The following is a 22,564-nucleotide window of genomic DNA, read 5'->3' on the forward strand; positions in this document are numbered from 1 at the left end:
TGAAGCGGGCACGAACTGCCAGCACGTGAATCCAGCAACGGGCGAGTGCGTCGTATTGGTCAAGGCTCCTAGCCCGGCCAGTCCTGTTGCCGCGGCCAACGATGGCCCGAGGGACACTGGCGCTGGCGCGGCCTGCTACTGGGATCCGGCGAAGCAGGGACTCAAGGGGCCACCAGCAGGCCCTGTCCCGTGTACGTCGTCGCAGTACGGCTACTGGTCGGACATCCACAATTGCTACGTCCAAATCGAGAAGCCTCAGCCGCCGGCGGGAGACCCCAGCCGGCAGGGCCATCCGCCTGGCGACGGCGCGGTCTACTCGTGCTATCAGCCGCAGACGGATCTGGTCGCGGAGCTGTGGGCGAAGTCCACACCTACCGCCTCAGGAGCCGGCCCGTCGCCTCGCGACGTCGCTCAGATCGCGGTCAAGCGGATGAAGCTCTCCGCAATCGAGATCGGCATCGTGCCCAGGCCGGGGCAGAACAGTGTGGGCCTGGTCGGTATGCCGGTGTGGATGTGGGCGAAGGCGCCGAACGATCACACCGTCGGGCCGATCACCGCGAGGGCATCGGCGGGCGGAATCACCATCACGGCGATCGCGAAGCTGCTTCACGTCACTTGGGACATGGGGGACGGGTCGCGGGTCGTCTGCAAGACGGCGGGGACGCCGTACAAGCCGGAGTACGGGCGGAAGGCCTCCCCGGACTGTGGCTACACCTACAAGTTGTCGAGCGCGCGCGAGACCAATGACGCCTACACCGTCACCGCCACGTCGAGCTGGGTCATCACCTGGTCGGGCGCCGGCCAGACCGGGACGATCCGCCTCGACGGCCTCAACCGCTCGACCCAGATCCGGATCGGTGAAGCGCAGGTGCTGGTCGACTGACGAGCGCTGCGCAGGAGGTACGACGATGACCACGACTGCCCGAGAGGACCGGAAGCCCGGCCCCCGCACCGCCACGCCGGATCCCGGCGCCGCTGTCGCTCCCCCGGTCAAGCTCCGAAAGCGCCCCGCACTGGTCGTCATCGCCGTCGTCATCACCGCGCTCGGCTGCCTGCTCGGCGCCTGGGCGTGGAGCGCGACGACCAACACCGAGGAAGTCCTCGCCGCCCGGCACACGATCCACCGCGGCGAGGTGATCACATCCGGGGACATCGAGCGAATCCGGATCAGCGGCGATCCCGCCCTGACGCCGCTCCCTGCGTCGGCATACGACCACGTCGTCGGTAGACGCGCCGCTCTGGACATCTCCGCCGGCGGCCTGTTGACGACCGACTCGACCAGCGGCGCACCGATGCCGCCGCACGGCCAGTCGATCGTCGGGATCTCCCTCACCCCAGCGCAGACGCCGGCGCTGCCGATGCATGGTGGCGACAAGGTCCGGATCATCGTCACACCGGGCGACAACGGAAGCGGAGCCGTGGGCACCCCGCAGTTCACCTCTGCCGAGGTCGTCGACACCGCCCTCGACGAGACCACCGGAAACACTGTGGTCAACGTCCTCGTGCCGTACGCCGACGCCGGTGTCCTGGCCGCCCGCGCCGCGACCGGACACGTCGCGCTCGTCCTCGACTCCGAGGTTCACTGATGGCCGTCGTCGCTCTGACCTCCGCCGCGGGATCGCCGGGCGTCACGTCATCCGCGGTCGGGTTGGCGTTCTGCTGGCCTCGTCCGGCGGTGCTGGTCGAGGCCGACCCAACAGGCGGGTCCGGGGTCCTCGCAGGCTTCTTGAAAGGCACCACGCCCTACGACGTCGGACTGCTTGAGCTGTCCCTGTCGCCGCTCGGCGTCGCCGATGCGCTACGGGACGTCGTGCGTCCCCTGAGCCCGACCGTCTCACTGGTCGCCGGCACGAGGACGCACGCACAGGCCGCGGCTCTGCGGGACGTGTGGGAGCCGCTGGCGAGTGCACTGAGCGACCTGGAGGCCAGCGGGCAGGATGTGATCATCGATGCCGGTCGGCTCGGCTTGGCCGGCTCCCCGCAGCCTCTTCTGGAGGCTGCGGATCTGACCCTGCTCATGACGCGGGCGACGCTGCCGTCGATCTCGGCGGCTCGGTCGTGGGCCGAAGCCGCCCGCCAGCCTGCGACCGGCTGGCGCCACCCGGGACTGTTGCTGGTCGGCGAAGGACAGCCCTACCACGCCACCGACGTCGCCAAGGTGCTCGGCCTCCCGGTCGTCGCCGACCTGCCCGACGATCCCGAGGCCGCAGCGGTCTATCACCGCGGTGCGCCGCCGCCGCGTCACTTCGAGACCGGCCCCTACGCGCGCAGCCTCCAGGCAGCCGCCCAGTCCGTCCAGGCACAGCTCGCCCGCGGCCGGTTCGCGGTCGTCGAGGAGCCAGGACGATGAGCGAGGCGTCGCGCTACCTGAGCGAGTACGGCGAGCTGTCCAGCGTCCCGCTCTTCAACCAGCCGACCAACGCAGCGCCGCCGACACCGACCGGACTCGGCGCCACGGTCATCACACCGTCGACCGTCAGCAACGACGTCGACTGGTCACTCGTCGCAGCACTGCGCGCCCAAGCCTCCGAGCAGTTGAGCCAGACGATCGCCTCTGATCGCAGCCGACTCGACAAGGATGCCCAGCAGGAACTCGGCCGCTCGATCGTGTTGGACCTGATCGAGTCCGCGATGGCCGACGCCGCCAACGCCGGACAGGGCACATGGAGTCCGGCCCGACAGCAGGCGACCGCACAGGCCGTCTTCGACTCACTCTTCCGGCTCGGCCGGCTCCAGCCGCTCGTCGACGACGACCGCGTCGAGAACATCATCATCATCGGCTACGACCGGGTCCGGCTCGAACTGATCGACGGCACCCTCATCGACGGGCCGCCGGTGGCCGACTCCGACCAGGAGCTCATCGACTTCCTCGTCTTCCTCGCCTCGCGCAGCGAGGTCAACGCCCGTTCCTTCTCCGAGGCCCAACCCCGGCTCCACCTGCGACTCGACGGTGGCGCCCGCCTGGCCGCCGCCGCCTGGGTGACACCGCGCCCGTCGGTGGTGATTCGGCGACACCGACTGATGCAGGTGACCCTCGACGACCTCGTGAAGCGGGAGATGCTGACGCCGATCGCAGCATCGTTCCTGCGGGCGGCGGTCCGCACCAGGAAGTCGATCGTTGTCGCCGGCGCCCAAGGGGCGGGCAAGACCACCCTGGTCCGCGCCCTGTGCGCAGAGATCGACGAGATGGAGGCGATCGGAACCTTCGAGACCGAGTACGAACTCCACCTCCACGAGCTCGACCGGCACCAGATCGTGCACGCCTGGGAGTCGCGTCCGGGCTCTGGTGAGCGCGGCCCCGATGGCCGACAGGCCGGCGAGTTCACTCTCGACGAGGCGCTCGTCGACTCCTTCCGGTTCAATCTGTCGCGCCAGATCGTCGGCGAGGTCCGCGGCAAGGAGATCTGGGCAATGATCAAGGCCATGGAGTCGGGCACCGGCTCGATCTCCACCACCCACGCCGCCGATGCCGTCGCCGCGGTCCGAAAGCTCGTGACCTGCGCGATGGAGGCGGGGCCGCACATCACTCAGGGCCTGGCGACCAGCAAGCTCGCCGCGACGGTAGATCTGATCGTCCAGCTGAGCATGGAGACCGTGCCCGTCCCCGGCGGTGGGCGGCGCACTCGTCGCGTCGCGGAGATCATCGCCTTGGCGCCCGGTGAGAAGGACCCGGGCTACGCAACCACCCACGTCTTCAGCCCCGACGCCTCCGGGGTCGCGGTACCTGATGTGCTGCCCGACGAGTACCGAGCACTTGCAGGGCACGGCTTCGACCTCGCGGGCTATCTCTCCACCCGGCCGATGGGAGGTACCCCGTGAACCCGTTGCTTCCGGGTCTCGCCGGCGGTCTGGTCGCCGTCGGGATCCTCGGCATCGTCGTGGGGCTCCGGACAGTTCCGGTGGCCCCCAGGACGAAGCCCGCCCGCGGCCGGTTCAACCTCAGCGCTCGCGTCCGAGTGCTTCTGCTTGCCGGCCTCGGGCTCGGCCTCCTCGGCTGGGTCGTCACCGGCTGGGTCCTGGCGCTCGTGATCGCTCCGGTCGCGGTCATCGGACTCCCGGCCCTGCTCTCCGCCCCGCCGGCCGCGATCCAGATCAACCGGCTCGAAGCCATGGAGGAATGGACCCGATCACTTTCCGGGGTCCTCACCGTCGGCATCGGGTTGGAGCAGGCACTCGTCGCGACACTGCGTTCGGCACCTGCGCCGATCAACGCCGAAGTGACCAGACTGGTGAGCAGGCTCCGTGCCCGTTGGGACACCGAGGCCGCGCTCCGGGCGTTCGCCGACGAACTCGACGATGCCACCGGGGACCTCATCGCGGCCAACCTCATCCTCGCCGCGCGCCGCCGCGGCGCGGGCCTGTCCAGCGTTCTTGAGGGCCTGGCCGAGTCGGTCGCGGCCGACGTACGTGCTCGACGTCAGGTCGAAGCGGACCGCGCCAAGCCACGCTCGACCGCCCGATGGGTCACGCTGATCAGCGCGAGCGTGCTCGTCGTACTCGCCCTCTCCGGAAGCTACGTGAAGCCGTATCGCAGCGCCATCGGTCAGGTGATCCTCGTCGTGCTGCTCTCGGCGTACGTCGCAACACTCGTCTGGATGCGCCGCATGGCGACCGGCAAGCCGCTGCCCCGGTTCTTCGAGCGGCGCTCTGAACCGAGGACCGCGCCATGATCTCCGGACTCCAGTTGGCGATCGTCTCCGGCGGACTCGTCGGGCTCGGCCTGACGCTGCTGGTCGCCCGGATCCTGCCCGTCGAGCCTGACCTGGCCGACGCCCTCGACCGGGTGACCTCCGTCCGTAGTCGCGCGACCGCCAGTGCGACGACCGCGCGCAGCGGCAAGGAACGCCTCGGCCTGTGGGGGTTGCGTGTCCTCCCGCCCGGCATCTGGGTCCGGACGCCCATGCGCGAGCTTGCGCTGCTGCGGATCTCGACCGCCCAGTTCTACGGCGAGAAGCTGACCTTCGCCGGACTCGGCGTCGTGATCCCGCCCGGGCTGACGCTGCTGTTCAACTCTCTCGGCCTGGGCGTGCCGCTTCCGATCCCGGCGCTGGCCTCGATCGTGCTCGCGACGGTCATGTTCTTCATCCCGAACTACAACGCACTCGACGACGCGAAGAAGGCCCGCCTCGAGTTCGCGCGCGCACTGGGCGCCTACATCGATCTGGTCGCGCTCGAACGCAACAACGGCATCGGTGTGCGCCAGGCGATGGAGGCCGCGGCCGAGGTCGGCGACTCGTGGGTTTTCACGCGGCTATCCGAAGAGCTCACTCAGTCGCGATGGTCCGGCCTGCCGCCCTGGGACGCGTTACACACCTTGGCTACAGAGCTCGGACTGCCCGAACTCGACGACTTCGCCGACATCATGCGGCTCTCCGGCGAGGAAGGGGCCGGTGTGTACGCCACCCTGCGCGCCCGCTCGGCCGCCATGCGCGCGGCGATGCTCAACGACGAGATCGCCCAGGCAAACGCCGTCGGTGAACGCATGACCATCCCCGGCTCCATGCTCGGAGTCATCTTCATGGCGCTGCTCGTAGCCCCCGCACTGCTTCGCATGCTCACGGTCTCGTGACACGGAAGGACAACCACCCAGGAGGAACCCGATGTTGAAAGCCCTCGTCGTGCTGCAGATCGCAGCACTCCACCTCTACGACGTCCTGCGGAAGCGGTCGCGTCGCGAACGCGGATCGGTGACCACCGAACACGTGCTCTGGGCGGTCGCGGTCATCGCGATCGTCGGCATCGTCGTCGCGGCCATCACCAGCTATGTCACCAAGCAGTCCGGCAACCTCAAGTAGCCGCGCCAGGCTCCACGAAGAGCGAGGCTCGGTCTCGATCGAGCTCGTCATCCTGCTGCCCGCGCTCTTCGCGGTCATGTTCCTGGGGATGCAGGCCGCGCTCTTCTACCACGCCCGGACGACCGCTATCGCGGCCGCGCAGGAAGGTGCCCGGGCCGCCGGTGCCGAGCACGGACGTACGACGGACGGCGCCGCCGCGGCCAACGCCTTCATCGACGAGGCCGGCGGTGACGGCGTGCTCACGAACACCACGACCACGGTTCATCGGACCAGCACGACCGCCACCGTCACGATTACTGGGTTCAGCCTGAGCGTCATCCCCGGCTGGCACGTCCGGATCGTCCAGAGCGCCTCCGTGCCAGTCGAACGCCTGACAGATCCCACTGCAGCGGGGGCACCATGATCCGGCGAGGCGAGCGCGGTTCTGCGGCGATCGAGGCAGCGATCGGCGTACCGGCCTTCGCGCTGTTCGTCGGCCTGATCATCCTCGGTGGCCGTACCGCGAGCGCCCACGAGGCCCTCCAGTCCGCCGCAGCAGACAGCGCTCGATCTGCGTCCCTCGCGCGCGACGCCCAGACCGCGCGGGACGAGGCGCGAGGAGCCGCGACAGCGAGCATCGCCAACCAACATCTCGGCTGCACCAACATCGACGTCACCGTCGACACTTCCGACTTCGACAAGCAACCGGGCGTGCCCGGATCCGTAGCCGTCACAATCTCGTGCCGCCTCAGCTTGTCGGATCTCGCGGTGCCGGGCCTGCCGGGGTCCAGGGTGTTCACGAGCACGATGTCCAGCCCCATCGACACATGGCGCGAGCGATGAACCGCCGGCGCGATGAGCGCGGATCCATCACCGTCTGGCTGGCCCTGGCCAGCTTCGCGATGATCTTCCTCGTCGGACTCGCCGTCGACCTCGGCGGTCAGGTCCACGCGCACGAACGCGCACACGACGTCGCCGCGCAGGCCGCTCGGGCCGGGGGCGAAGAGGTCGACGGAGGTCCCGCCATCCAGGGCAGCAGCCTCACGATCAACCCGGCCGCCGCCCGAGCCGCCGCACAGCGCTACCTCGACCAGGCAGGAGTCAGCGGCACCGCCGCGGTCACCGACGGCAACACGATCACCGTGACCGTCCACGACAGCTACAAGCCGCAGTTCCTCGGGCTGATCGGCATCCACCGTCTCGACGTCACCGGCACCGCCACCGCACGCCTCATCCGCACCCTCGGAGGTAGCCAGCAATGAACAGAGCCAACTCCAGGCTGCGCGGCCTCTTCGCCACGCTCGCGCTCGTCGGGTTCGTGGTCGGCGTACCAGCCCTGCTCCTCGCCATCGCCGCCGTCCCCGATCCAGGCGCGTTCGCCGGATCACGGCTCACCTCACCGGACGACGGGACCCTGGCATTGCAGTTGATCGCGGTCGTCTGCTGGATCGCCTGGGCCATCTTCACCTGCCAGCTGATCGCCTCAATCGTCTACCAGCTCCGCGGCATACGAGCCCTGCAGATCCCGGGCCTCGTCGTACCTCAACTCGCCGCCGACCGCCTCGTCGCAGCCGCAGCGCTGCTGTTCGTTGCGATCCCCACCGCGACCGCATTTCTCCCCCAGCCAAGGGCAGAGGCAGCGATCACCGCGACTCCCCCACCCGACACCGCTCCCCAAGCCGCCCAGCCCACGGAAACACCCGTCACCACCCATCAAACCGCGGACTCGAAGCAGCAGCCGGACACGGAGCGCTACACGGTCAAGCGCGGTGACAGCCTCTGGAAGATCGCCGAGGAACGCCTCGGCGACGGCACGAGGTACGCCGAACTCGTCGCCCTCAACGACGCGGTCCTGAACGGGCGTCCGGACTTCCTGCTGCCGGGCACCGTCCTGAAAGTGCCCGTCGCCGAGACCGCCCCCGAGCGTGACTACGTCGTCCAGCCCGGCGACACACTCGGCCAGATCGCCGAGGACGAGCTCGGCGACGCCCGCGTCTACCCCTCGATCTTCGAGGCATCCAGGGACACCGTGCAGGCGAACGGCGCCCACCTCAGCGACCCCGACCTGATCCTCCCCGGCTGGCGCCTCACCATCCCGGGGCACACCGATCCGCACGAGCCCACGAAACACAAGCACGTCCAGGAGCCGACCATCCCTGAGACGACTCCCCCGGTCGAGCTCACACCTGCCCCGGGACCCCCCGAGCCCGCGCCGACGCAACGCGATCACCAGCCCGCGGAGGACCAGGTCGTCCCGGGATGGCTGCTTCCTGGACTCGCCGGTGCGGGCACCCTCCTGGCCGGCTCGCTCTGGCTGGTCTTACGTCAGCACCGCAGAACACAGCTGCGCTACCGCCGACCCGGCACGGTCATCGCTCCCCCGCCGAAGGAGCTGCGTGCGGCCGAGAAGTCGATCCAGGTGACGGGCACCGCGACCGCCCACCGGATCGAGGAACTCGACGCCGCCCTCCGATGCCTGGCTCCTGCGCCGCGCCTGATCTCTGCCCGGCTCTCGCAGAAACGGATCAGCCTGACGCTCGCGGAGCCAGCTGAGATCCCCCAGCCATGGACAGGCGAAGGAGTCGCATGGCAGATCCCCATCGATTCACTGACGACTCCTGAGCCGGACGCGCTGTCGCCGTACCCGATGCTCGTCAGCGTCGGCGAGACCGACGACGGGACGCTCGTCCTGCTCAATCTCGAGGAGCTCCGCACAGTGGCACTGACCGGCGATGACGAACGGAGCGCTGCGCTGGCTCGTCACGTCGTGGCCGAACTGGTCGTCAACCCATGGGCCTCGCCGGTCCACGTCGAGGCGCTCGGCGTCGGCGAGGAGATCGCCGCGATCAACCGCGACTTCGTCCACGTTCACGATCCAGGCGACGCGGCATTCCTGGACACGCTGGCTGCCGACCTCGGCGCGGCCAGCCCGACCGGCGAGCCCGACGAGTTCCACGCAGCGGTCATCACAGCCGACGAGAACGCAGATGGCCTCACTCGCCTGGCGGGAGCCCTCGTCGGATTCCCGGGACGATCCGGCGTGGCTCTCGTGACCGTCGGAACCGAAGCGTCCGCACCGTACGTCGACATCAACCTGTCTCCCGAAGGCCGTCTCCGCATCCCATCCCTCGACCTTGACCTCGCTGCAGCAGGGCTCACCGCCACCGAAGCGGAGGCGTGTGCAGCCCTGATCGACCTCACAGCGGAGGCCCAGGTCGTGCCCGTCCCCCGCCCGACTGACAGTGGGGCCGTGTCGGACTGCGCTGGCGCCCTCGTGGAAGAGCTGACCGAACCACGACCAGAGGAACAACAAGCGGGCAGCTCGTCGCTCCTTCCGCTCGACGCCCACATGTACGCCGACCGGGCGGCCACGACCGTCGACGACGTCGACGCTCTCGCTCCGAATGCAGGCGCTCAGGCTGCGCCGGCGGTGGAGGCCGCCGACCCGGATCTGGATGAAGACGTTGCCCGCTGGGACTCCCCGGTTCCCGCCGCCCCCAAGGTCACATTGCTCGGACCGGTCGCGGTCAGGACCCTTGGCGACGCGACAGCGACCGCGCACCGGCGGCCCTACTACGTCGAGTTTCTGGCCTACCTCGCGCTCCATCCCCATGGAGTCAGCGCCGAGAAGCTTGCCGAGGACCTCTGCATCCGTCCTCAGAAGGCGCGCTCCGACCTGAGCATCGTCAGGAAGTGGCTCGGACAGAGTCGCGCAGGCAGGCCGTACCTGCCGCGAGCACAGCAGACCCACCAGGACGGTGTCCCGGCGACATACGCACTGGACGGCGTCCTCTGTGACCTCGACCTGTTCCGTCGGCTGCGCGCTCGCGGCCAGAGCCGGGGGTCCGAGGGTATGGCCGATCTCGTCTGCGCACTTCATCTCGTCAGTGGCGAGCCGTTCACCGACCTCCGCAAGGACGGCTGGGGCTGGCTCCTCGAAGGCGATCGTCTCGACCACATCATGACCGCCGCGATCGTGGACGTCGGTCACATCGTCACAACGCATGCCCTGGCTTTGGGCGACCTCGACCTCGCCGACTTCGCCTCAAATGTCGCTCTGGCCGCGTCGCCGTACGACGAGGTCGCAACACTCGATCGCGCTGAGGTCGAGCGCGCCACGGGCGACGCCGAAGAGGCCGATGCCCGGATGCGTAAGGACGTCTTCAACAGAACCGACGATGCACTCGGGCCGATCCAACTGCCGCCCCGAACCGCGGAGGTCGTCGAACGAAAGCGTTCCTCCACGACGGGCCGACGCCGCACCGGCTGATCTCATGCGAGGACGCACGGACGCCGCCACACTCCGGCCGTGAGGATGTGGACATCTCCGGCTGACCGGTCGCTTCAGTTCCGCAAGCGGATCCCGTAGTGGTCACGCTCCGCGTGACGATGAGCAATCGGGTACACGACGGCGCGGTGGTTGCTTGGGCAGGTCCCGGTGGCTTACGCAAACGCCGTACCGGTGTGCTCGGCCGGCGGTACGGTGCCTGCGGGGCGGGAACAGGCTGGTCGGAGCAACGGAAGGTTGCCATGATGAAGTTCCCAACGAAGACCAATCGACGTGCCCCGGCCCTGGTGGCCGCCGCCGTGTTCGGCGCAGCCCTCACCGGGGGCATCGCCTATGCGGCCGGGGTCCCCGGCGGGGACGGGGTCATCCAGGCCTGCTATGCCCAGAACGGCAACGCCAACCTGCGGGTGGTCGACGATGCTGCGGCGTGCAGGTCGAACGAGGTTGCGCTGAGCTGGAACCAGAAGGGGGTCCAGGGCGACACCGGTCCCGCCGGCCCGCAGGGCCCGAAGGGAGAGACCGGTGCGACAGGACTGACCGGCGCGACCGGGGCGACAGGACTGACCGGCGCGACCGGCAAGACCGGTGCGACAGGACTGACCGGCGCGACCGGCAAGACCGGCGCGACAGGGCTGACCGGCGCGACCGGCAAGACCGGCGCGACCGGGGCGACAGGACTGACCGGCGCGACAGGACCACAGGGGCCGCAAGGTGCAACCGGCGCCACCGGGCCGCAGGGGCCGCAAGGTGCAACCGGCGCCACCGGGCCGCAGGGTGATACGGGCGCGACCGGCCCCAGCGGCATGACCGGCTATCAGATCGTGTCCGTGTCGAGTTTCGTGTACGGATGCGGATCCGGGTGCGCCTACACGCGCACCGACTACACGGCGCACTGCCCAACCGGCAAGGTGGTCGTCGGTGGTGGCGTCACCTTCGCGAACAAGGCCGCGCAATCGTACGTGCAGTCCTCCGGGCCCAGCGGCTCGACCGGTTGGTATGCCGACGTGTTCAACGAGCACTCCGGACAGCATGACTTCACGGTGTACGCCATCTGTGTGAACGCCGGTTAGCCCACGGCGAGCCCACAGCCGCAGGTCAAGTGCCGGCCCAAGCCGGCGGGCCGGAACGCGCGTTGCCGCGCGACAATCGTCGTCCGGAATGTCTGCGGTTAGCGCGTGACGGCATAGAGCAGGTCACTTGTCGGAGGTCCGTGCTTCGATCTGGGTATGGATCAGGTAGTTGTTGGGGCGCTAGTTCGCGCAGACCGAGTGCTTCTCGTGCATCGCCGCCCCGACAAGCGCGCGTACCCGAATGTGTGGGAGTTGCCCGGTGGAGTCGTGGAGGCGGGCGAGTCGGAGCTGGCCGCGCTCGCAAGGGAACTGCACGAGGAACTCGGCGTGCGGATCGCGACGGAGTCGGCGTCCCACCTGTGCTGGCTGACCGCGAGACCTGCGGGCGAGCCGGCCCACCTGAGCGCTTGGCTTTTGCGCGACTGGCAGGGCACGCCAGCGAATGTCGCCCCCGAAGAGCACGACGACATCGAGTGGCTTGGCCTCGAGGAGCTGCCCCCTCCCGTCCACGTTCCCGTGCGCACCGCCTTGGTGGCTGCGATGCGGACCCACCAAGCCTGAACCGCACCAGCCGTTGTGAGCGCGTCGCGAAGTTCTCCAAACGCAATCCATTGGGTGCTCCGACAAGAGCCGAGGGTTACAAGACCGATATCTCGGGCAGACGTCACGAGGCCGGACACGGGCACCGGTAGCGGATCGGCACGCGGAGCATGCCACTGACCGATCGACCTACGGAGAACATCGAACCCATCGTTCTGGGCGCACCAGGTCGCAGGTCCGTATTCCGTCGCCGTATCCCCAATTGGTGGCGGACCGCCTGTCATGCGCGACGACGAAACAGGCCACGGTCGCTTGGGTGACCGGTGAAGGGTTTCAAGCAGGTCCGTTGCCACACGATGCCCAGGTCGGTGATCTCCCGGAGTGCGCGATCGCCCACTCGACAGAGTTGCCCTCTACACGTGGCCCATCGATCTGCTCGGCTCGGACGCGGCGCGACGACGTGGAGTGAGGATCAGCAGACCTTGTTCGCGTGCATGGAGGCGGTGTTCCAGTAGTAGTTCAACTTTTCTGGCTGTACGAACGCGATGGGCCGGAGCGTGGTCCAGCCACATTTGAGGTCGTCGGCGCCGGGTACGGCCGCCTTGAAGACAAGGAACGCGTTCGCGCCGGCCCCAAAGTTGCCTATGTTGAGGCCGTTCTGGTCGAGATCATTGGACTCGATCTTAGTTCCGTTCGGATGGGACGAGTCCGCGAGGTAGGTGGAGCCTGGGACCAGGCGCATGCCGGTGGGCAGGTGGACGCGTACCACCACCTGTCGTTGCACCCTTCGACTCGTGTTCTTGTAGCTGATCAGGAGACGCACCACATGTCCTGGGTCGACCGGGGCCAATTCGGCGGTCCAGCACCTCGTGTCCTTCGTTTTGACGGTCATGTCGACCGACACCGCGCCAGTCGGCTCGGCTGTGCCAGTGGGGCAGGCGGGACCTGCTTCCTTGCCGGCAGCGAGCCTCTTTACGGTACCGGTGATGACGACGGCCTGCGGCTTGTTGAACGGCCATACGTGAAACGCCACCAGAACGCTCAGCACGAGCACGAGGATGGTCGCGACGCCTGCAGCGGCGTTCAGCCGCACACCTCCACGTTCAGGGTGCCGGTACCGCCTGAGAACCATGGCCGCACGGTACCGGTGGCGAGCCGGGGCCGAATGGCGAAACGACTGGGAGCCCCGCAGCCTCGCTGTCCCTTTGATGTCCACGGAGGTCCCGGACGGTCCCGGGCATAGGCGCCGACAACCGTCTTCCTCCGATGCTCGTGCTCGGTCGGCCCCAAAGCGAGCCAACGCAGCGACGTGCGACAAGCGCCCCGTAAGCCGAACCCCTAGCGGCAACGCAGCAGTTCATGGGCCCGAGCGACTCACTGGCGTCCCGTACGTCCTGTCCGGAGAGGTTCACGGTAAGGGTGCCCCATTCGGTGCTGGGCTCCTCCCCACATGGACGACTCCGAGAAGCAGAGCGACGCTGAGGTCGTTTACGTCGCCGTAGCCGAGTGGACGCTCTGGGACTACGAGCCGCGAGCGGCCTCGCGCGCGAGGTTCGGATCCCTTCAGCGAACTAGAAACCAACCTCCTGGGCAGGGGTCGATCCCCATTCCACGGCCCGGCAAGCCCGAATCCACAATGACTTAGGGATACCTGTTGACCTGCGCAAACGCAGGTATCCCTCTCCCAGATCCGGGCAGGTATCCCGAAATCGTGGATACCTGACGTCGCATCGTCGGAGGCATGTTCGACGCCAACAACCCGATCCCGATGTGGTCGGTCTCGACGATGCAGCGAGTCGCTGAGGAGCCCTCGCTCGCGGCCGCCGCGTTGCGGTACGCCAACCTCGGCATCCCGGTGTTCCCGTGCGTGCCCGGCGGGAAGCAGCCGCTGACACCGAACGGATTTCACGACGCGACCTCGTCAGCTCGTGCGGTCCGCGCCTGGTGGGAGCGCCACCCGAGCGCGAACATCGGTCTCCCGACCGGCGCCCGGACCGGCGTAGTCGTCGTCGACGTCGACGTCCGCCCAGGGGGCAGCGGGTTCCTGGCTTTCGAGCGCGCCCGCTCCGAGGGAATCGGCGAGCAATGGGGGTGCCTGGTCCGCACGCCGTCCGGTGGCGTCCACGCGTACTACCCGATGGACGCCGACCGGGAGCAGCGCTCGTGGCAGGTGCCGTCGGCGCACGTCGACTTCCGCGGTGATGGCGGGTACGTCATCGCTCCGCCGTCCCACATCGAGATCGATGGCACCACGAGGACGTACGACGTCATCGCCGTCACGACCCAACCCGCGAGGCCGGTCGACGCGATCGAGCTACGGCATCTCCTCGAGCCGCCTCGACCCGCAGCCAACCTCAGAGCGCCGACCGCACTCGCCGGACCAGGCTGCCACCCGCCGGCACTCGCGCGGACCGTCGCGCTGACCGCAGAAGGCGGGCGCAATCGAGCCCTCTTCTGGGCGTCGTGCCGCATGGCCGAGAACAACTTCGCCCCCACCGACATCGCGAGTTGGCTTGTGCCCGCCGCTCAACACGCCGGACTCGGCGACCGCGAGATCGAGACGACGATCAACTCCGCTGTCCACCACGCCGCCCGCCTCGGCCCTGCGAGCCGCCCGGGCCCTACCCGAACGAGTGAGGGGATCCAGCTATGAACACACATGCCGAGTACCGCCGCCACGGCTACCAGCCACCCGAGCGACCAGACGCGGAAGCCAAGGTCGCCGCGAGCGAGCTGGCCCGCCATCGCGACCCCTCGCTCAGGGCGCAGACCTCGGGGCCTGAGATCCCGCAGGGACGGATCGCCTGGATCCGTCCCACCGACCTCGCGTCCTACGCCGGTCCGATGGTCGGGCGCGGGATCGACATCCACTCCGAGCTGGTGCGGCGTGCGCGGCGTACGCCGGTCACCGCCAGCCGGGCCTTGCGTCGCGCCGCCCCAAGCAACCCGCCGACGACTCTCAACCGCACGGAAGGACTACAGCTGTGAGCCACTCATTCGAGACATCCAGGGGCCTGCGCCGGCTCCTCACGCGGCTCCGTGTCTTCGGTGCGCACGCGTGGGAACAGGATCCCGAGGCGCGCGAACTGATGGTGTTCGCGGCCAAGAAGTACGCCGCGCTCGCGGTCAAGCACCACCTCGATCCGAGCGCCGGCGCCGCCGCGGCGTTCGAGGCGATGCGAACCTACGCCGTACGCACCGCCGACGACCCGTGGGCCGTCGTGACAATGGCGGTCAAAGCCACCCTTATCGCGGAGGAACGCGCCAACGGGCTGCTCTGTTCGGTCGACCGGGCTCGGCGGCCGGAGGTGTCGCAGCACCACGACGTACGGCGCTTCTGCGACACCGAGGCCGACCTGCCGAACTTCCTGCCCACGCTCACGGTCGAGCCGTTCAACCTCGACGAGGCGCCGCCGACGGGGGCTTACGAGGCGGTCGACGCGACGATCGACCTGTTCACCGCGCTCGGCTGGCCACGCGACACGGCGACGTGTGCGCTCGACTTCATCACCTCGCGACTCAGCGAGTGTGGGTCCCGCCCGAAGACTCACGCCGCTCTCCGCCGCGACCGGACAGCACGAGCTCTGCTCGACATCGACCAGGAGGCTTGGTCGACAGTGCTGCGGATCATCCTCGGCAACCCGAACCCCGACGAGTTCTGTACGACCGACGGCCATGGCGTGCTGCTTCGCCTGCTCATCGGCGACCCCGTCAGCGAACTACTCGACGACGACCTGCTGCTCTTCGAGATCAGCCAGACGGCGCCGCGGGTGAAGGGCGACGCGCATGTCTGAGACCCGCGGCCACATCGAACTCGACCGGGCGATCGATTCGATCATCGTCGGCGCTCGGCACCGCAAGGACCTCGGAGACGTCGCGAAGCTCGCCGAGTCGATCGACCGGATGGGGCTGTTGCAGCCGGTCACCATCACCCCCGAGGGCGTGCTCGTGTGCGGGTGGCGGCGCCTGGAGGCAGTGCGTCGCCTCGGCTGGGACTCGATGAAGGTCTGGGTCCGCTCCGGCATCTCCGACCAGCTCAACGCTCTCCTCGCCCAGCAGGACGACAACGAGCTTCACAAGCCACTGAACGAACTCGAGAAGGCCGGGCTCTACCGCGAGCTCAAGGCGATCCGCGCCGAGGAAGCCGACCGCCGCATGAAGGCGAACCAGTACGGCGCAGCGGGCGGGCGCACCGGCTCCGGACCGGGTCCGGAGCCGGGCGAGAACGGGGACGCCCGCCTGCAGGCCGCCATGGCGATCACCGGTCAGGCGAGCTACCACACGCACGAGCGGGTCTGCGCGCTCATGGACTGCGCCGCGCGCAAGGCCACCCCTCCCGAGATCCGTGCGATGGCCAACGACGCGCTCCGCAGGATCGAGAATGGCGAGCCGGTCAAGCCTCTCTACCTCAAGGTCAAGGCGGCCTACGACGAGAGCCAGGCGCCCCAGCCAGACGTGGAGACAGACCTCGAGGGGATGGCGCGGAAAGCCCTCGAGCGGGTCAATCGCGCCCAGAAGGAGCAGGAGAGGCTCAAGCGGAGCCACGGTCCGACGACCCACTACCGCAGCGTCCGATCGTTCAACCTGATCTGGACCGAGCTCGACGGCCTGAGCGAGATGTACGACGTCGACGCACTCGCCGCCGAGATGACAGCGGCCGACTGGGACCGGTTCGACCGCGTCGTGACCGCCACGATCGCGTTCCGTGATCAGCTCGCCGCCGCCCGACGCTGCGCGAAGTCGCCGTCGTAACGAAGGTATCGCTCGGCGCCCAGTTCGCCGTCTCAGGAGGCCTCGATGCCCAATCTCACCGGCCGCCAGGCCATTCTTCTCACCGCTGCCGCCTTCATGCTCGCGACCGCCGCGGCCGGCATCTACGGACTGGTTCGAGGACCGGGCGGAGCCTCGGCGCGGATCGGCACCGGCCAGCCGGGGCTCGCCCAGGTGGTCACGCCGCCGGACCCTCCGGCGGCCACGCTGAAGGACCGGTCGCTCCCCCACACCAAGGACCCGATCGCCTACGCGCGAGCAGTCGCCACCTCGCTCTTCGACTGGGACGCCGCCTCCGGCTACCTGCCCGCCGACTACGACGCGGTCGTTATCGATGATGCCGACCCGTCCGGTGAGGAGACACCGGGACTCCTCGACGACGTCGCCACCTACCTGCCGACGACCGACCAGTGGCTCGACCTTGGCGCGATGAACGTCGTCCAGTCCATCGACATCGAGAACTCCTACATACCCGACTCCTGGACCTCGGCGCTGGCGCAATCGCACGGGCAGCTGCGCCCGGGTACGTCCGCGGTCACGATCACCGGCGCAAGAGATCGCAGCGGCGTCTGGGGCGACAAGTCTGCGAACTCGTCGTCCCCCGTGTCCTTCACCGTTTTCGTCGCTTGCCCGCCCGCGTTCGGCCGCTGTCATGTGCTCCGGCTATCGCAGCTCGACAACCCGCTGAAGTGACCACACGATGGGGATGCGGACGTTCGCGATCGGCGCCGCAGCGGCGGTTGTCCTCGCCCCGGGAGCGGCGCTCGTCGGGGTCGCGGCGCTGTTCAGCCCAACGGCCGCCAGCTCGAGCAGTTGCATGTGGGACGACCCGCCGGCCGGCAGCCTCGGCGTCTCTGCCCCGGTCCCGGCGAGCCTGAGCGCGGTCAACGCCCACGGCGAGACCGTCGCCCTCAACCGGCAGCAACTCACCCGCGCCGCGACGATCGTCGCCGTCGGCAAGTCCGAACAGGTCCCGGCTCGTGGCCAGTTGATCGCGATCATGACGTCACTGACGGAGTCGTCGCTCAGGGTGCTGTCGAACACCTCGGCGTACCCCGAATCCGGGTCGATCCCGAACGACGGCACCGGCGGCGACCACGACTCGCTCGGCCTCTTCCAGCAGCGACCGGCCGCGGGTTGGGGCACCGTTGAAGACCTCATGGATCCCGTCTGGTCCTCACGGGCGTTCTACGGTGGACCCGACGGGCCGAACCACGGGTCGCCCCGCGGCCTACTCGACGTGGACGGCTGGCAGACGTTGGATCCCGGCGCTGCCGCCCAGGCCGTGCAGGGTTCTGCCTATCCCGACCGGTACGCCGTCAACCAGCCCGTCGCCGAGAAGGTCCTCACGACCCTCACTGGCGTCTCCGTGGACAGCGACTCCGGGTGTTCCCACCCGGTTGGCGACCTGCCCGCGAGCGTTCCACACGGCTTCGCCGGCGCGCTCATCAGGACAGCGGCATCCCAACTGGGCACGCCGTACGTCTGGGGTGGCGGCTCCTTCACCGGCCCTACCGGCGGCGGATTCGACTGCTCCGGCCTCGTGCTCTACGCCGCCTACCAAGCCTCGGCTGGCCGCATCCGACTCCCGCACTACACCGGTGACCAGATCCGACTCGGGCACGCGGTCGCATGGCACGACAAGGAACCCGGCGACCTAATCTTCTTCAGCTACCCGGGCGCTAGCGGCCCCCACCACGTCGCGATCTACGTCGGCGGCGAGAAGATACTCCAAGCGCCACACACCGGCGAAGCCGTTCGGTACGGGACGATCGGCGAGTTCGCCGGTGAGGTCATGACTGTCCGCCGCCTGTCATGAACAAGTTACGAAGCCAGCAAGCGTGCCTTCGCGGCCGCGAACTCCTCGGCGGAAAGTGCCCCCGCAGCGTGCAGATCCGCAAGCTGCTTCAGCTGAGTCGCCATGTCGCTGCTAGACGCAGCTGAGGAAGGCTGCACAGCACTCGATTGCGCGAGCATCGCATCCGCTGCGGCCTTCAGTCCCCGAATCGACGAGAGCGTCGTCCCACTCGGATTTCGCGTGGTGAAGGTTCGAACGTTCGTGTTCGCACCGGTGACGGTCACATAGACCACGCCGCGGTTGTTCGAGGCCAGCAGTGACGCACCGCCGGTCAGAAGTGCGGCAGCTCCCCGGCCCGTGGTCGACTTCCGTCTCATGGAGTCGATGTCGTGATCGAATCCTAGGAGCCGGTCTGGCGACGACTCGGCGCCCAGAAGCCCCTTCGTGGTGAAGGTTCCGTCCTTGAATATCTTCATCGTGATCGTGTTGTCCACGAGTCCGGACGCGAGGACGATCGGGTCCGGGGCGAGAGACGCCCAGAAGCCCTTCCTTTCGTTGGCCACTGCCGTACCTCTTTGAGGCTGCCGCGTCGGCTGATGCGACACCGCCTTACGTGACATCTTCACTTTGGGCTTGCGACGGGTCATGTCCGTCCAGGCTGCGCCGTCCCAATACTTCTGCGTTTTGGGAACTGATGGATGTGGATACCAGCCTGCAGCGGGAAGGTCGTCTGCCATGTCGCGACCGTAGCCAGAACGGCCGACACATTCGGAGAGTTCACGAAAGTGCTCGCTGACCATGTGCGCGTACCTGCGGCACATGAGGGCTACTTCGATCCTAGGCGCGAGTGTCGGTCCTGATTTTGGGGCCGTTAGCGGCGCTGGAGACCTACGCACCATCGTCGGCGCGCTGCTGACCTACGGCCTGATCATCGCCGTGCTCATGCTCGTCCTCTGCGCGGCGACATGGGCGATCGCATCTGGCTCCGGCAATTGGCACACCGCTCAGAAGGCAAAGCTCGGATGTTTCGTCGCCCTTGGCGGCGCGAGCCTCACCGGTGCCGCGTTGACCTGGGCGAACTGGCTGCTGGGCGTCGGCGCCCACCTGTAGGACGTCTGCCAACGTCGACAGGAGAACCTTGATGTTCCGCCTCTACAACCCGGTCACGGTGCCGCTCGATATCAGCATCGACCCGAACTCCAACGGCCTGCCGGGCATCAGCCAACTGAAGAGCATCGTCGGCGCCTCGATGACGGTCGGGCTCGTTCTCGCCGTCTTCGCATTGATCGTCTCGGCGATCGTGTGGGCGCTCGGGTCGAACTCGTCGAACCCGCACTTGGCCGGCCGCGGGAAGCTCGGCGTACTCATCGCCCTCGGCGCGGCGATCGTGTGCGGCGCTTCGGTCACGCTCGTGAACTTCTTCTGGAACGTCGGCCAGCAGGTCGGCTGAGGACGAGATCATGGGCGTCTGCGATGTGCCGGTGATCCACAGGGTCTGCAACGTGGCTGGCGATGCCGCCGGGGCGGTCGTGACCGCACCGTTCGACTGGCTCGCCAACGGCATGGCTGGCACGGCGGCGTGGATGTTCAAGTCCGTCTGGAAGGTCGTCGACACCACGACGTACGTCGACGTGACCAGCGGCGTGTACACGAAGGTCTACAACCTCATCTTCGGTCTGGGCGTCTTCGTGATGCTCGGGTTCTTCATCCTCCAGGTCATCGGCGGCATGATCCGACGCGAATCAGCCGCGCTCTCGCGAGCCGTGCTCGGGCTCGCGAAATCCATCCTGGGGTCGTTCGTCGTTCTTGCTCTGCTTGGCACCGCGCTTGAGATCGCAGATCAGCTCTGCGTCGGCATCGTCAATGCTGCTGGCACGAACATGAACGAGATGGGTGAGAAGGTCGCCGCACTCGCCGGTGGACTCGGTGCTATCAGCCTCTCCGCGCCCGGGGCGGGCGCGATACTGACGATCTTCCTCGCCAGCCTGGCGATCGTCGGCTCGATGGTGGTGTGGATCAGTCTGCTCATCCGCAAGGCGCTGCTGCTGATCGCGATCGTTTTCGCCCCCATCGCGCTCGCGGGGTCCAGCTGGGATCACACGCGCAGTTGGGTCGGCCGCTGGGCCTCATTCGTGATCGCGATGATCCTGTCGAAGATCGTCCTCGTGGTGATCTTCCTGCTCGCTACCGCTCAGGTTTCCGCTCCGATCGATGCCGACCTGGAGTCGGTCAGCCAGCCGGTGGCCGGCGTCGTCCTGATGCTGATGGCCGGGTTCGCGCCGTATCTGACCTACAAGGCGATCTCCTTCATCGGGTTCGACATGTACCACGCGATGTCGGCCGAGCAGGAGGCTAAAGCCTCCCTCAACCGCCCCATGCCGATCCCCCTGCGCGGACGCGGCGGCGGGGCTGAACCGGCCAGGATCCTCGGAGGTACAGGTAGTGCCGACGGCAGCGTCGGTACGCCGGGAGGTGCGCCTCCAACTAAGGCGCCCGCGGGCGGCGGTACGGCAACCGCAGCCGGGGCTGGCCGATCTGGAGGTGGCGCCGGTGGCGGGACGGCTGCCGCCGGCGGAGCTGCCGGCGCGAGCGTCGTCGTTGCGAAGGAGGCGGCCGCGACGGGGCCCCGCCTCGGGGGTCTCGTCGCCACCCAGGCGACCGGTCAGGCAGAAGCGCGCGAGTCCTCGACATCCCCGACGGTCCCGCCGCCGGTCGCGGACTCGACCCTCGCCGAATCGGCTGGACGGAAGTGATCGGTGATGGGTACTTCAGCCCATGCGGAGTCGGCGCTGACACCGGTCAAGTTCTCCCGGCTCGCCCGTCGTGGGGTCCTGCTCGGGCTCTCTGGTCCGCAACTGGTGATGGCAGGCCTCGCCGCGGGCTCCCTGATCCTCGGCCTGTACCTGGGTGTCGTCGTCATGACGTTCCCACTCATCGGGCTGTTCGTCGCCCTCGCGTTCGTCCGCGTCGGTGGGCGGAAGCTGATCGAGTGGGCACCGGTTGGCGGTCAATGGCTGTGGCGATCGGCCGGGGGCCAGCTGATCTACCGCCGCCGGATCGTGAGGCCGCGCCCCGCGGGAACGCTCGCACTGCCTGGCGACGCGGCACGGCTGCGGCAGTGGCTCGATCCGGAGACCGGCGCTGTGCTGATCCACGACCCGCACGCCGCGACACTGACCGCGGTCGTCGGTGTCTCCCACCCGGCGTTCGTGCTCCTCGACCCCGCCGAGCAGGAACGCCGCGTCGTCGCATGGGGGCGTGTCCTCGCCTCAGCCTGCCGGTCGGGTCGCATCGCGTCGCTCCAGGTGATGGAGCGGACCTTGCCGGACTCCGGGAAGGGCCTTGCCCAGTGGTGGGACAGCCACGGCATCCACGATCAGACCTGGAGCTCGCAGACCTACGCCGAACTCATCGACCGTGCCGGGCCGGCTGGCGAACGCCACGCGTCGACCATCTCGGTCTCCCTCGACATGAAGATCGCCGGCCGCGCGATCCGCGCTGCGGGTGCCGGGATGAAGGGCGCCGCCGCGGTATTGCGCCAGGAGATGTCGACCCTGGTCGCTGCCCTGCGCTCGGCCGACCTCTCCCCTGGCGACTGGCTCGCGCCGGGCGAGCTCGCGGTGATCCTGCGGTCGGCCTATGACCCCGCCGTCGCTGGGGCGCTCGAACGCCACGGCGAGCTCGGCCGCGACCTGGCCACCGCCGGGCCGGTCGCCGTCACCGAGTCCTGGGGTTCGCTGCGGAGCGACTCCGCCCATCACTGCGTCCTCTGGATCAGCGAGTGGCCGCGCTCCCTGGTCTTCCCCGGGTTCCTCGCACCGCTGCTTCTCTCATCTGGGATCCGGCGCACGTTCACGCTGCTCTACACGCCGATGCGGACCGACCGCGCCGCCCGCGACATCCGGAAGAAGAAGACCGAATACATCTCCGACGCCGCCCAGCGGCAGCGCATCGGCCAGATCGAAGACGCCCAGCAGTCCGCGGAGTACCAGGACGTGCTGCAGCAGGAAGCCGACCTCACTGCCGGCCACGGCGTGCTCCGCTGCAGCGGACTCGTCGCCGTCAGTGCGAGTGGCCCGGACGAACTCGAGCGCGGGGTCGCAGCCATCGAGCAGGCCGCGATCCAGGCGTCCTGCGAGACCAGACGGGTCTGGGGCCAGCAGGCCCAGGCCTTCGCGGCCGCGGCGTTGCCGCTCGCGCGCCCGGTCTGAACCTTCCTGAATCGCCTAGGCATCGGGCCGCGCCGGCTCCGAGAAACTGGCCCAACCAAGCCGAGGGCAGCCGGCACAAGGACCGACCTGGGCGACCTGGCAGCGGCGTGGTC

At 68.5% G+C, this 22,564-nt stretch carries 25 protein-coding genes; 23 read left to right on the forward strand and 2 right to left on the reverse strand.

All coding sequences use genetic code 11. From position 1 onward, the window contains the following. The first annotated feature begins 430 nt into the window (after positions 1-430). The 13 genes from Q9R13_RS05690 to Q9R13_RS05750 all read left to right on the forward strand — a co-directional run bounded on the left by Q9R13_RS05690 (position 431) and on the right by Q9R13_RS05750 (position 11,693). Entirely contained in the window at positions 431-883 is a 453-nt protein-coding gene (locus Q9R13_RS05690; protein ID WP_310964098.1) for a hypothetical protein, read from the forward strand. Positions 884-908: 25 nt separating this feature from the next. Beyond that, a complete protein-coding gene (locus Q9R13_RS05695) occupies positions 909-1,586 on the forward strand; it encodes an SAF domain-containing protein (protein ID WP_310964099.1) in 678 nt (225 codons plus the stop codon). Continuing rightward, positions 1,586-2,350, forward strand: a complete 765-nt coding sequence (locus Q9R13_RS05700; RefSeq protein ID WP_310964100.1) for a hypothetical protein — start codon at positions 1,586-1,588, stop codon at positions 2,348-2,350. Before Q9R13_RS05695 ends, Q9R13_RS05700 begins: the two co-directional genes overlap by 1 nt. After that, positions 2,347-3,819 carry a CpaF family protein gene (locus tag Q9R13_RS05705; protein ID WP_310964101.1) on the forward strand — a complete coding sequence of 491 codons (1,473 nt, stop codon included), beginning with the start codon at positions 2,347-2,349 and terminating at the stop codon, positions 3,817-3,819. Before Q9R13_RS05700 ends, Q9R13_RS05705 begins: the two co-directional genes overlap by 4 nt. Next, on the forward strand, positions 3,816-4,670 hold the full coding sequence (locus tag Q9R13_RS05710) for a type II secretion system F family protein (RefSeq protein ID WP_310964102.1): 855 nt from the start codon (positions 3,816-3,818) through the stop codon (positions 4,668-4,670). Before Q9R13_RS05705 ends, Q9R13_RS05710 begins: the two co-directional genes overlap by 4 nt. Further along, positions 4,667-5,569, forward strand: coding sequence for a type II secretion system F family protein (locus Q9R13_RS05715; RefSeq protein ID WP_310964103.1), 903 nt, complete (start codon positions 4,667-4,669; stop codon positions 5,567-5,569). Before Q9R13_RS05710 ends, Q9R13_RS05715 begins: the two co-directional genes overlap by 4 nt. A gap of 31 nt (positions 5,570-5,600) precedes the next feature. Then, positions 5,601-5,795: a hypothetical protein gene (locus tag Q9R13_RS05720; protein WP_310964104.1), complete on the forward strand. Its 195-nt coding sequence runs from the start codon at positions 5,601-5,603 to the stop codon at positions 5,793-5,795. After that, positions 5,764-6,198, forward strand: a complete 435-nt coding sequence (locus Q9R13_RS05725) for a TadE/TadG family type IV pilus assembly protein (protein WP_310964105.1) — start codon at positions 5,764-5,766, stop codon at positions 6,196-6,198. The genes Q9R13_RS05720 and Q9R13_RS05725 overlap by 32 nt, the downstream gene beginning before the upstream one ends. Continuing rightward, positions 6,195-6,617, forward strand: a complete 423-nt coding sequence (locus tag Q9R13_RS05730; protein ID WP_310964106.1) for a TadE/TadG family type IV pilus assembly protein — start codon at positions 6,195-6,197, stop codon at positions 6,615-6,617. The genes Q9R13_RS05725 and Q9R13_RS05730 overlap by 4 nt, the downstream gene beginning before the upstream one ends. Further along, positions 6,614-7,036 carry a pilus assembly protein TadG-related protein gene (locus tag Q9R13_RS05735; RefSeq protein ID WP_310964107.1) on the forward strand — a complete coding sequence of 141 codons (423 nt, stop codon included), beginning with the start codon at positions 6,614-6,616 and terminating at the stop codon, positions 7,034-7,036. Before Q9R13_RS05730 ends, Q9R13_RS05735 begins: the two co-directional genes overlap by 4 nt. Further along, positions 7,033-10,044, forward strand: a complete 3,012-nt coding sequence (locus Q9R13_RS05740) for a LysM peptidoglycan-binding domain-containing protein (protein ID WP_310964108.1) — start codon at positions 7,033-7,035, stop codon at positions 10,042-10,044. The genes Q9R13_RS05735 and Q9R13_RS05740 overlap by 4 nt, the downstream gene beginning before the upstream one ends. Positions 10,045-10,142: 98 nt before the next feature. Beyond that, positions 10,143-11,132: a collagen-like domain-containing protein gene (locus Q9R13_RS05745; protein WP_310964109.1), complete on the forward strand. Its 990-nt coding sequence runs from the start codon at positions 10,143-10,145 to the stop codon at positions 11,130-11,132. Between the two features lie 156 nt (positions 11,133-11,288). Continuing rightward, the gene (locus Q9R13_RS05750; RefSeq protein ID WP_310964110.1) at positions 11,289-11,693 is read left to right on the forward strand and encodes an NUDIX domain-containing protein; all 405 of its coding nucleotides are present in this window, start codon (positions 11,289-11,291) and stop codon (positions 11,691-11,693) included. 451 nt (positions 11,694-12,144) lie between these two features. Here Q9R13_RS05750 and Q9R13_RS05755 read toward each other — a convergent pair whose 3' ends face one another. Continuing rightward, positions 12,145-12,765: a hypothetical protein gene (locus Q9R13_RS05755; protein ID WP_310964111.1), complete on the reverse strand. Its 621-nt coding sequence runs from the start codon at positions 12,763-12,765 to the stop codon at positions 12,145-12,147. A gap of 648 nt (positions 12,766-13,413) precedes the next feature. Here Q9R13_RS05755 and Q9R13_RS05760 point away from each other — a divergent pair. Genes Q9R13_RS05760 through Q9R13_RS05785 form a run of 6 tightly spaced genes read left to right on the forward strand, consistent with a single transcriptional unit; the run spans position 13,414 to position 18,261 of the window. Then, on the forward strand, positions 13,414-14,325 hold the full coding sequence (locus Q9R13_RS05760) for a bifunctional DNA primase/polymerase (protein ID WP_310964113.1): 912 nt from the start codon (positions 13,414-13,416) through the stop codon (positions 14,323-14,325). After that, complete coding sequence (locus Q9R13_RS05765) at positions 14,322-14,660, forward strand: hypothetical protein (protein ID WP_310964114.1); 339 nt, start codon at positions 14,322-14,324, stop codon at positions 14,658-14,660. The genes Q9R13_RS05760 and Q9R13_RS05765 overlap by 4 nt, the downstream gene beginning before the upstream one ends. Next, on the forward strand, positions 14,657-15,466 hold the full coding sequence (locus Q9R13_RS05770) for a serine/arginine repetitive matrix protein 2 (protein WP_310964115.1): 810 nt from the start codon (positions 14,657-14,659) through the stop codon (positions 15,464-15,466). The genes Q9R13_RS05765 and Q9R13_RS05770 overlap by 4 nt, the downstream gene beginning before the upstream one ends. After that, a complete protein-coding gene (locus tag Q9R13_RS05775) occupies positions 15,459-16,424 on the forward strand; it encodes a ParB N-terminal domain-containing protein (RefSeq protein ID WP_310964116.1) in 966 nt (321 codons plus the stop codon). Before Q9R13_RS05770 ends, Q9R13_RS05775 begins: the two co-directional genes overlap by 8 nt. A 45-nt stretch (positions 16,425-16,469) precedes the next feature. Next, complete coding sequence (locus Q9R13_RS05780) at positions 16,470-17,135, forward strand: hypothetical protein (protein WP_310964117.1); 666 nt, start codon at positions 16,470-16,472, stop codon at positions 17,133-17,135. A 13-nt stretch (positions 17,136-17,148) separates the two neighbouring features. Further along, complete coding sequence (locus Q9R13_RS05785; protein WP_310964118.1) at positions 17,149-18,261, forward strand: C40 family peptidase; 1,113 nt, start codon at positions 17,149-17,151, stop codon at positions 18,259-18,261. Between the two features lie 5 nt (positions 18,262-18,266). Here Q9R13_RS05785 and Q9R13_RS05790 read toward each other — a convergent pair whose 3' ends face one another. Beyond that, positions 18,267-18,977, reverse strand: a complete 711-nt coding sequence (locus Q9R13_RS05790; protein ID WP_310964119.1) for a DUF2510 domain-containing protein — start codon at positions 18,975-18,977, stop codon at positions 18,267-18,269. A gap of 82 nt (positions 18,978-19,059) precedes the next feature. Here Q9R13_RS05790 and Q9R13_RS05795 point away from each other — a divergent pair, with 82 nt between their 5' ends. From Q9R13_RS05795 to Q9R13_RS05810, 4 genes are read left to right on the forward strand one after another with little or no spacing between them, the layout of a single operon-like run. Beyond that, a complete protein-coding gene (locus tag Q9R13_RS05795; protein WP_310964121.1) occupies positions 19,060-19,350 on the forward strand; it encodes a DUF6112 family protein in 291 nt (96 codons plus the stop codon). 31 nt (positions 19,351-19,381) lie between these two features. Further along, entirely contained in the window at positions 19,382-19,690 is a 309-nt protein-coding gene (locus Q9R13_RS05800; protein ID WP_310964122.1) for a DUF6112 family protein, read from the forward strand. Between the two features lie 10 nt (positions 19,691-19,700). Further along, positions 19,701-20,993 carry a conjugal transfer protein TrbL gene (locus tag Q9R13_RS05805; RefSeq protein ID WP_310964123.1) on the forward strand — a complete coding sequence of 431 codons (1,293 nt, stop codon included), beginning with the start codon at positions 19,701-19,703 and terminating at the stop codon, positions 20,991-20,993. Between the two features lie 6 nt (positions 20,994-20,999). Further along, a complete protein-coding gene (locus tag Q9R13_RS05810) occupies positions 21,000-22,451 on the forward strand; it encodes an SCO6880 family protein (RefSeq protein WP_310964124.1) in 1,452 nt (483 codons plus the stop codon). Positions 22,452-22,564: the final 113 nt, after the last annotated feature.

Origin of the sequence: Nocardioides marmorisolisilvae (assembly GCF_031656915.1) — a bacterium.
Taxonomy (GTDB): Bacteria; Actinomycetota; Actinomycetes; order Propionibacteriales; family Nocardioidaceae; genus Marmoricola; species Marmoricola terrisoli.

What these genes read in the sequence shown, in the direction of transcription:
- Q9R13_RS05690 (WP_310964098.1), top strand. Translation starts at nt 431, where the DNA reads ATGAAGCTCTCCGCAATCGAGATCGGCATCGTGCCCAGGCCGGGGCAG.
- Q9R13_RS05695 (WP_310964099.1), top strand. Translation starts at nt 909, where the DNA reads ATGACCACGACTGCCCGAGAGGACCGGAAGCCCGGCCCCCGCACCGCC.
- Q9R13_RS05700 (WP_310964100.1), top strand. Translation starts at nt 1,586, where the DNA reads ATGGCCGTCGTCGCTCTGACCTCCGCCGCGGGATCGCCGGGCGTCACG.
- Q9R13_RS05705 (WP_310964101.1), top strand. Translation starts at nt 2,347, where the DNA reads ATGAGCGAGGCGTCGCGCTACCTGAGCGAGTACGGCGAGCTGTCCAGC.
- Q9R13_RS05715 (WP_310964103.1), top strand. Translation starts at nt 4,667, where the DNA reads ATGATCTCCGGACTCCAGTTGGCGATCGTCTCCGGCGGACTCGTCGGG.
- Q9R13_RS05720 (WP_310964104.1), top strand. Translation starts at nt 5,601, where the DNA reads ATGTTGAAAGCCCTCGTCGTGCTGCAGATCGCAGCACTCCACCTCTAC.
- Q9R13_RS05725 (WP_310964105.1), top strand. Translation starts at nt 5,764, where the DNA reads ATGTCACCAAGCAGTCCGGCAACCTCAAGTAGCCGCGCCAGGCTCCAC.
- Q9R13_RS05730 (WP_310964106.1), top strand. Translation starts at nt 6,195, where the DNA reads ATGATCCGGCGAGGCGAGCGCGGTTCTGCGGCGATCGAGGCAGCGATC.
- Q9R13_RS05735 (WP_310964107.1), top strand. Translation starts at nt 6,614, where the DNA reads ATGAACCGCCGGCGCGATGAGCGCGGATCCATCACCGTCTGGCTGGCC.
- Q9R13_RS05740 (WP_310964108.1), top strand. Translation starts at nt 7,033, where the DNA reads ATGAACAGAGCCAACTCCAGGCTGCGCGGCCTCTTCGCCACGCTCGCG.
- Q9R13_RS05750 (WP_310964110.1), top strand. Translation starts at nt 11,289, where the DNA reads ATGGATCAGGTAGTTGTTGGGGCGCTAGTTCGCGCAGACCGAGTGCTT.
- Q9R13_RS05760 (WP_310964113.1), top strand. Translation starts at nt 13,414, where the DNA reads ATGTTCGACGCCAACAACCCGATCCCGATGTGGTCGGTCTCGACGATG.
- Q9R13_RS05765 (WP_310964114.1), top strand. Translation starts at nt 14,322, where the DNA reads ATGAACACACATGCCGAGTACCGCCGCCACGGCTACCAGCCACCCGAG.
- Q9R13_RS05775 (WP_310964116.1), top strand. Translation starts at nt 15,459, where the DNA reads ATGTCTGAGACCCGCGGCCACATCGAACTCGACCGGGCGATCGATTCG.
- Q9R13_RS05780 (WP_310964117.1), top strand. Translation starts at nt 16,470, where the DNA reads ATGCCCAATCTCACCGGCCGCCAGGCCATTCTTCTCACCGCTGCCGCC.
- Q9R13_RS05785 (WP_310964118.1), top strand. Translation starts at nt 17,149, where the DNA reads ATGCGGACGTTCGCGATCGGCGCCGCAGCGGCGGTTGTCCTCGCCCCG.
- Q9R13_RS05790 (WP_310964119.1), bottom strand. Translation starts at nt 18,977, where the DNA reads ATGGCAGACGACCTTCCCGCTGCAGGCTGGTATCCACATCCATCAGTT.
- Q9R13_RS05795 (WP_310964121.1), top strand. Translation starts at nt 19,060, where the DNA reads ATGAGGGCTACTTCGATCCTAGGCGCGAGTGTCGGTCCTGATTTTGGG.
- Q9R13_RS05800 (WP_310964122.1), top strand. Translation starts at nt 19,382, where the DNA reads ATGTTCCGCCTCTACAACCCGGTCACGGTGCCGCTCGATATCAGCATC.
- Q9R13_RS05805 (WP_310964123.1), top strand. Translation starts at nt 19,701, where the DNA reads ATGGGCGTCTGCGATGTGCCGGTGATCCACAGGGTCTGCAACGTGGCT.
- Q9R13_RS05810 (WP_310964124.1), top strand. Translation starts at nt 21,000, where the DNA reads ATGGGTACTTCAGCCCATGCGGAGTCGGCGCTGACACCGGTCAAGTTC.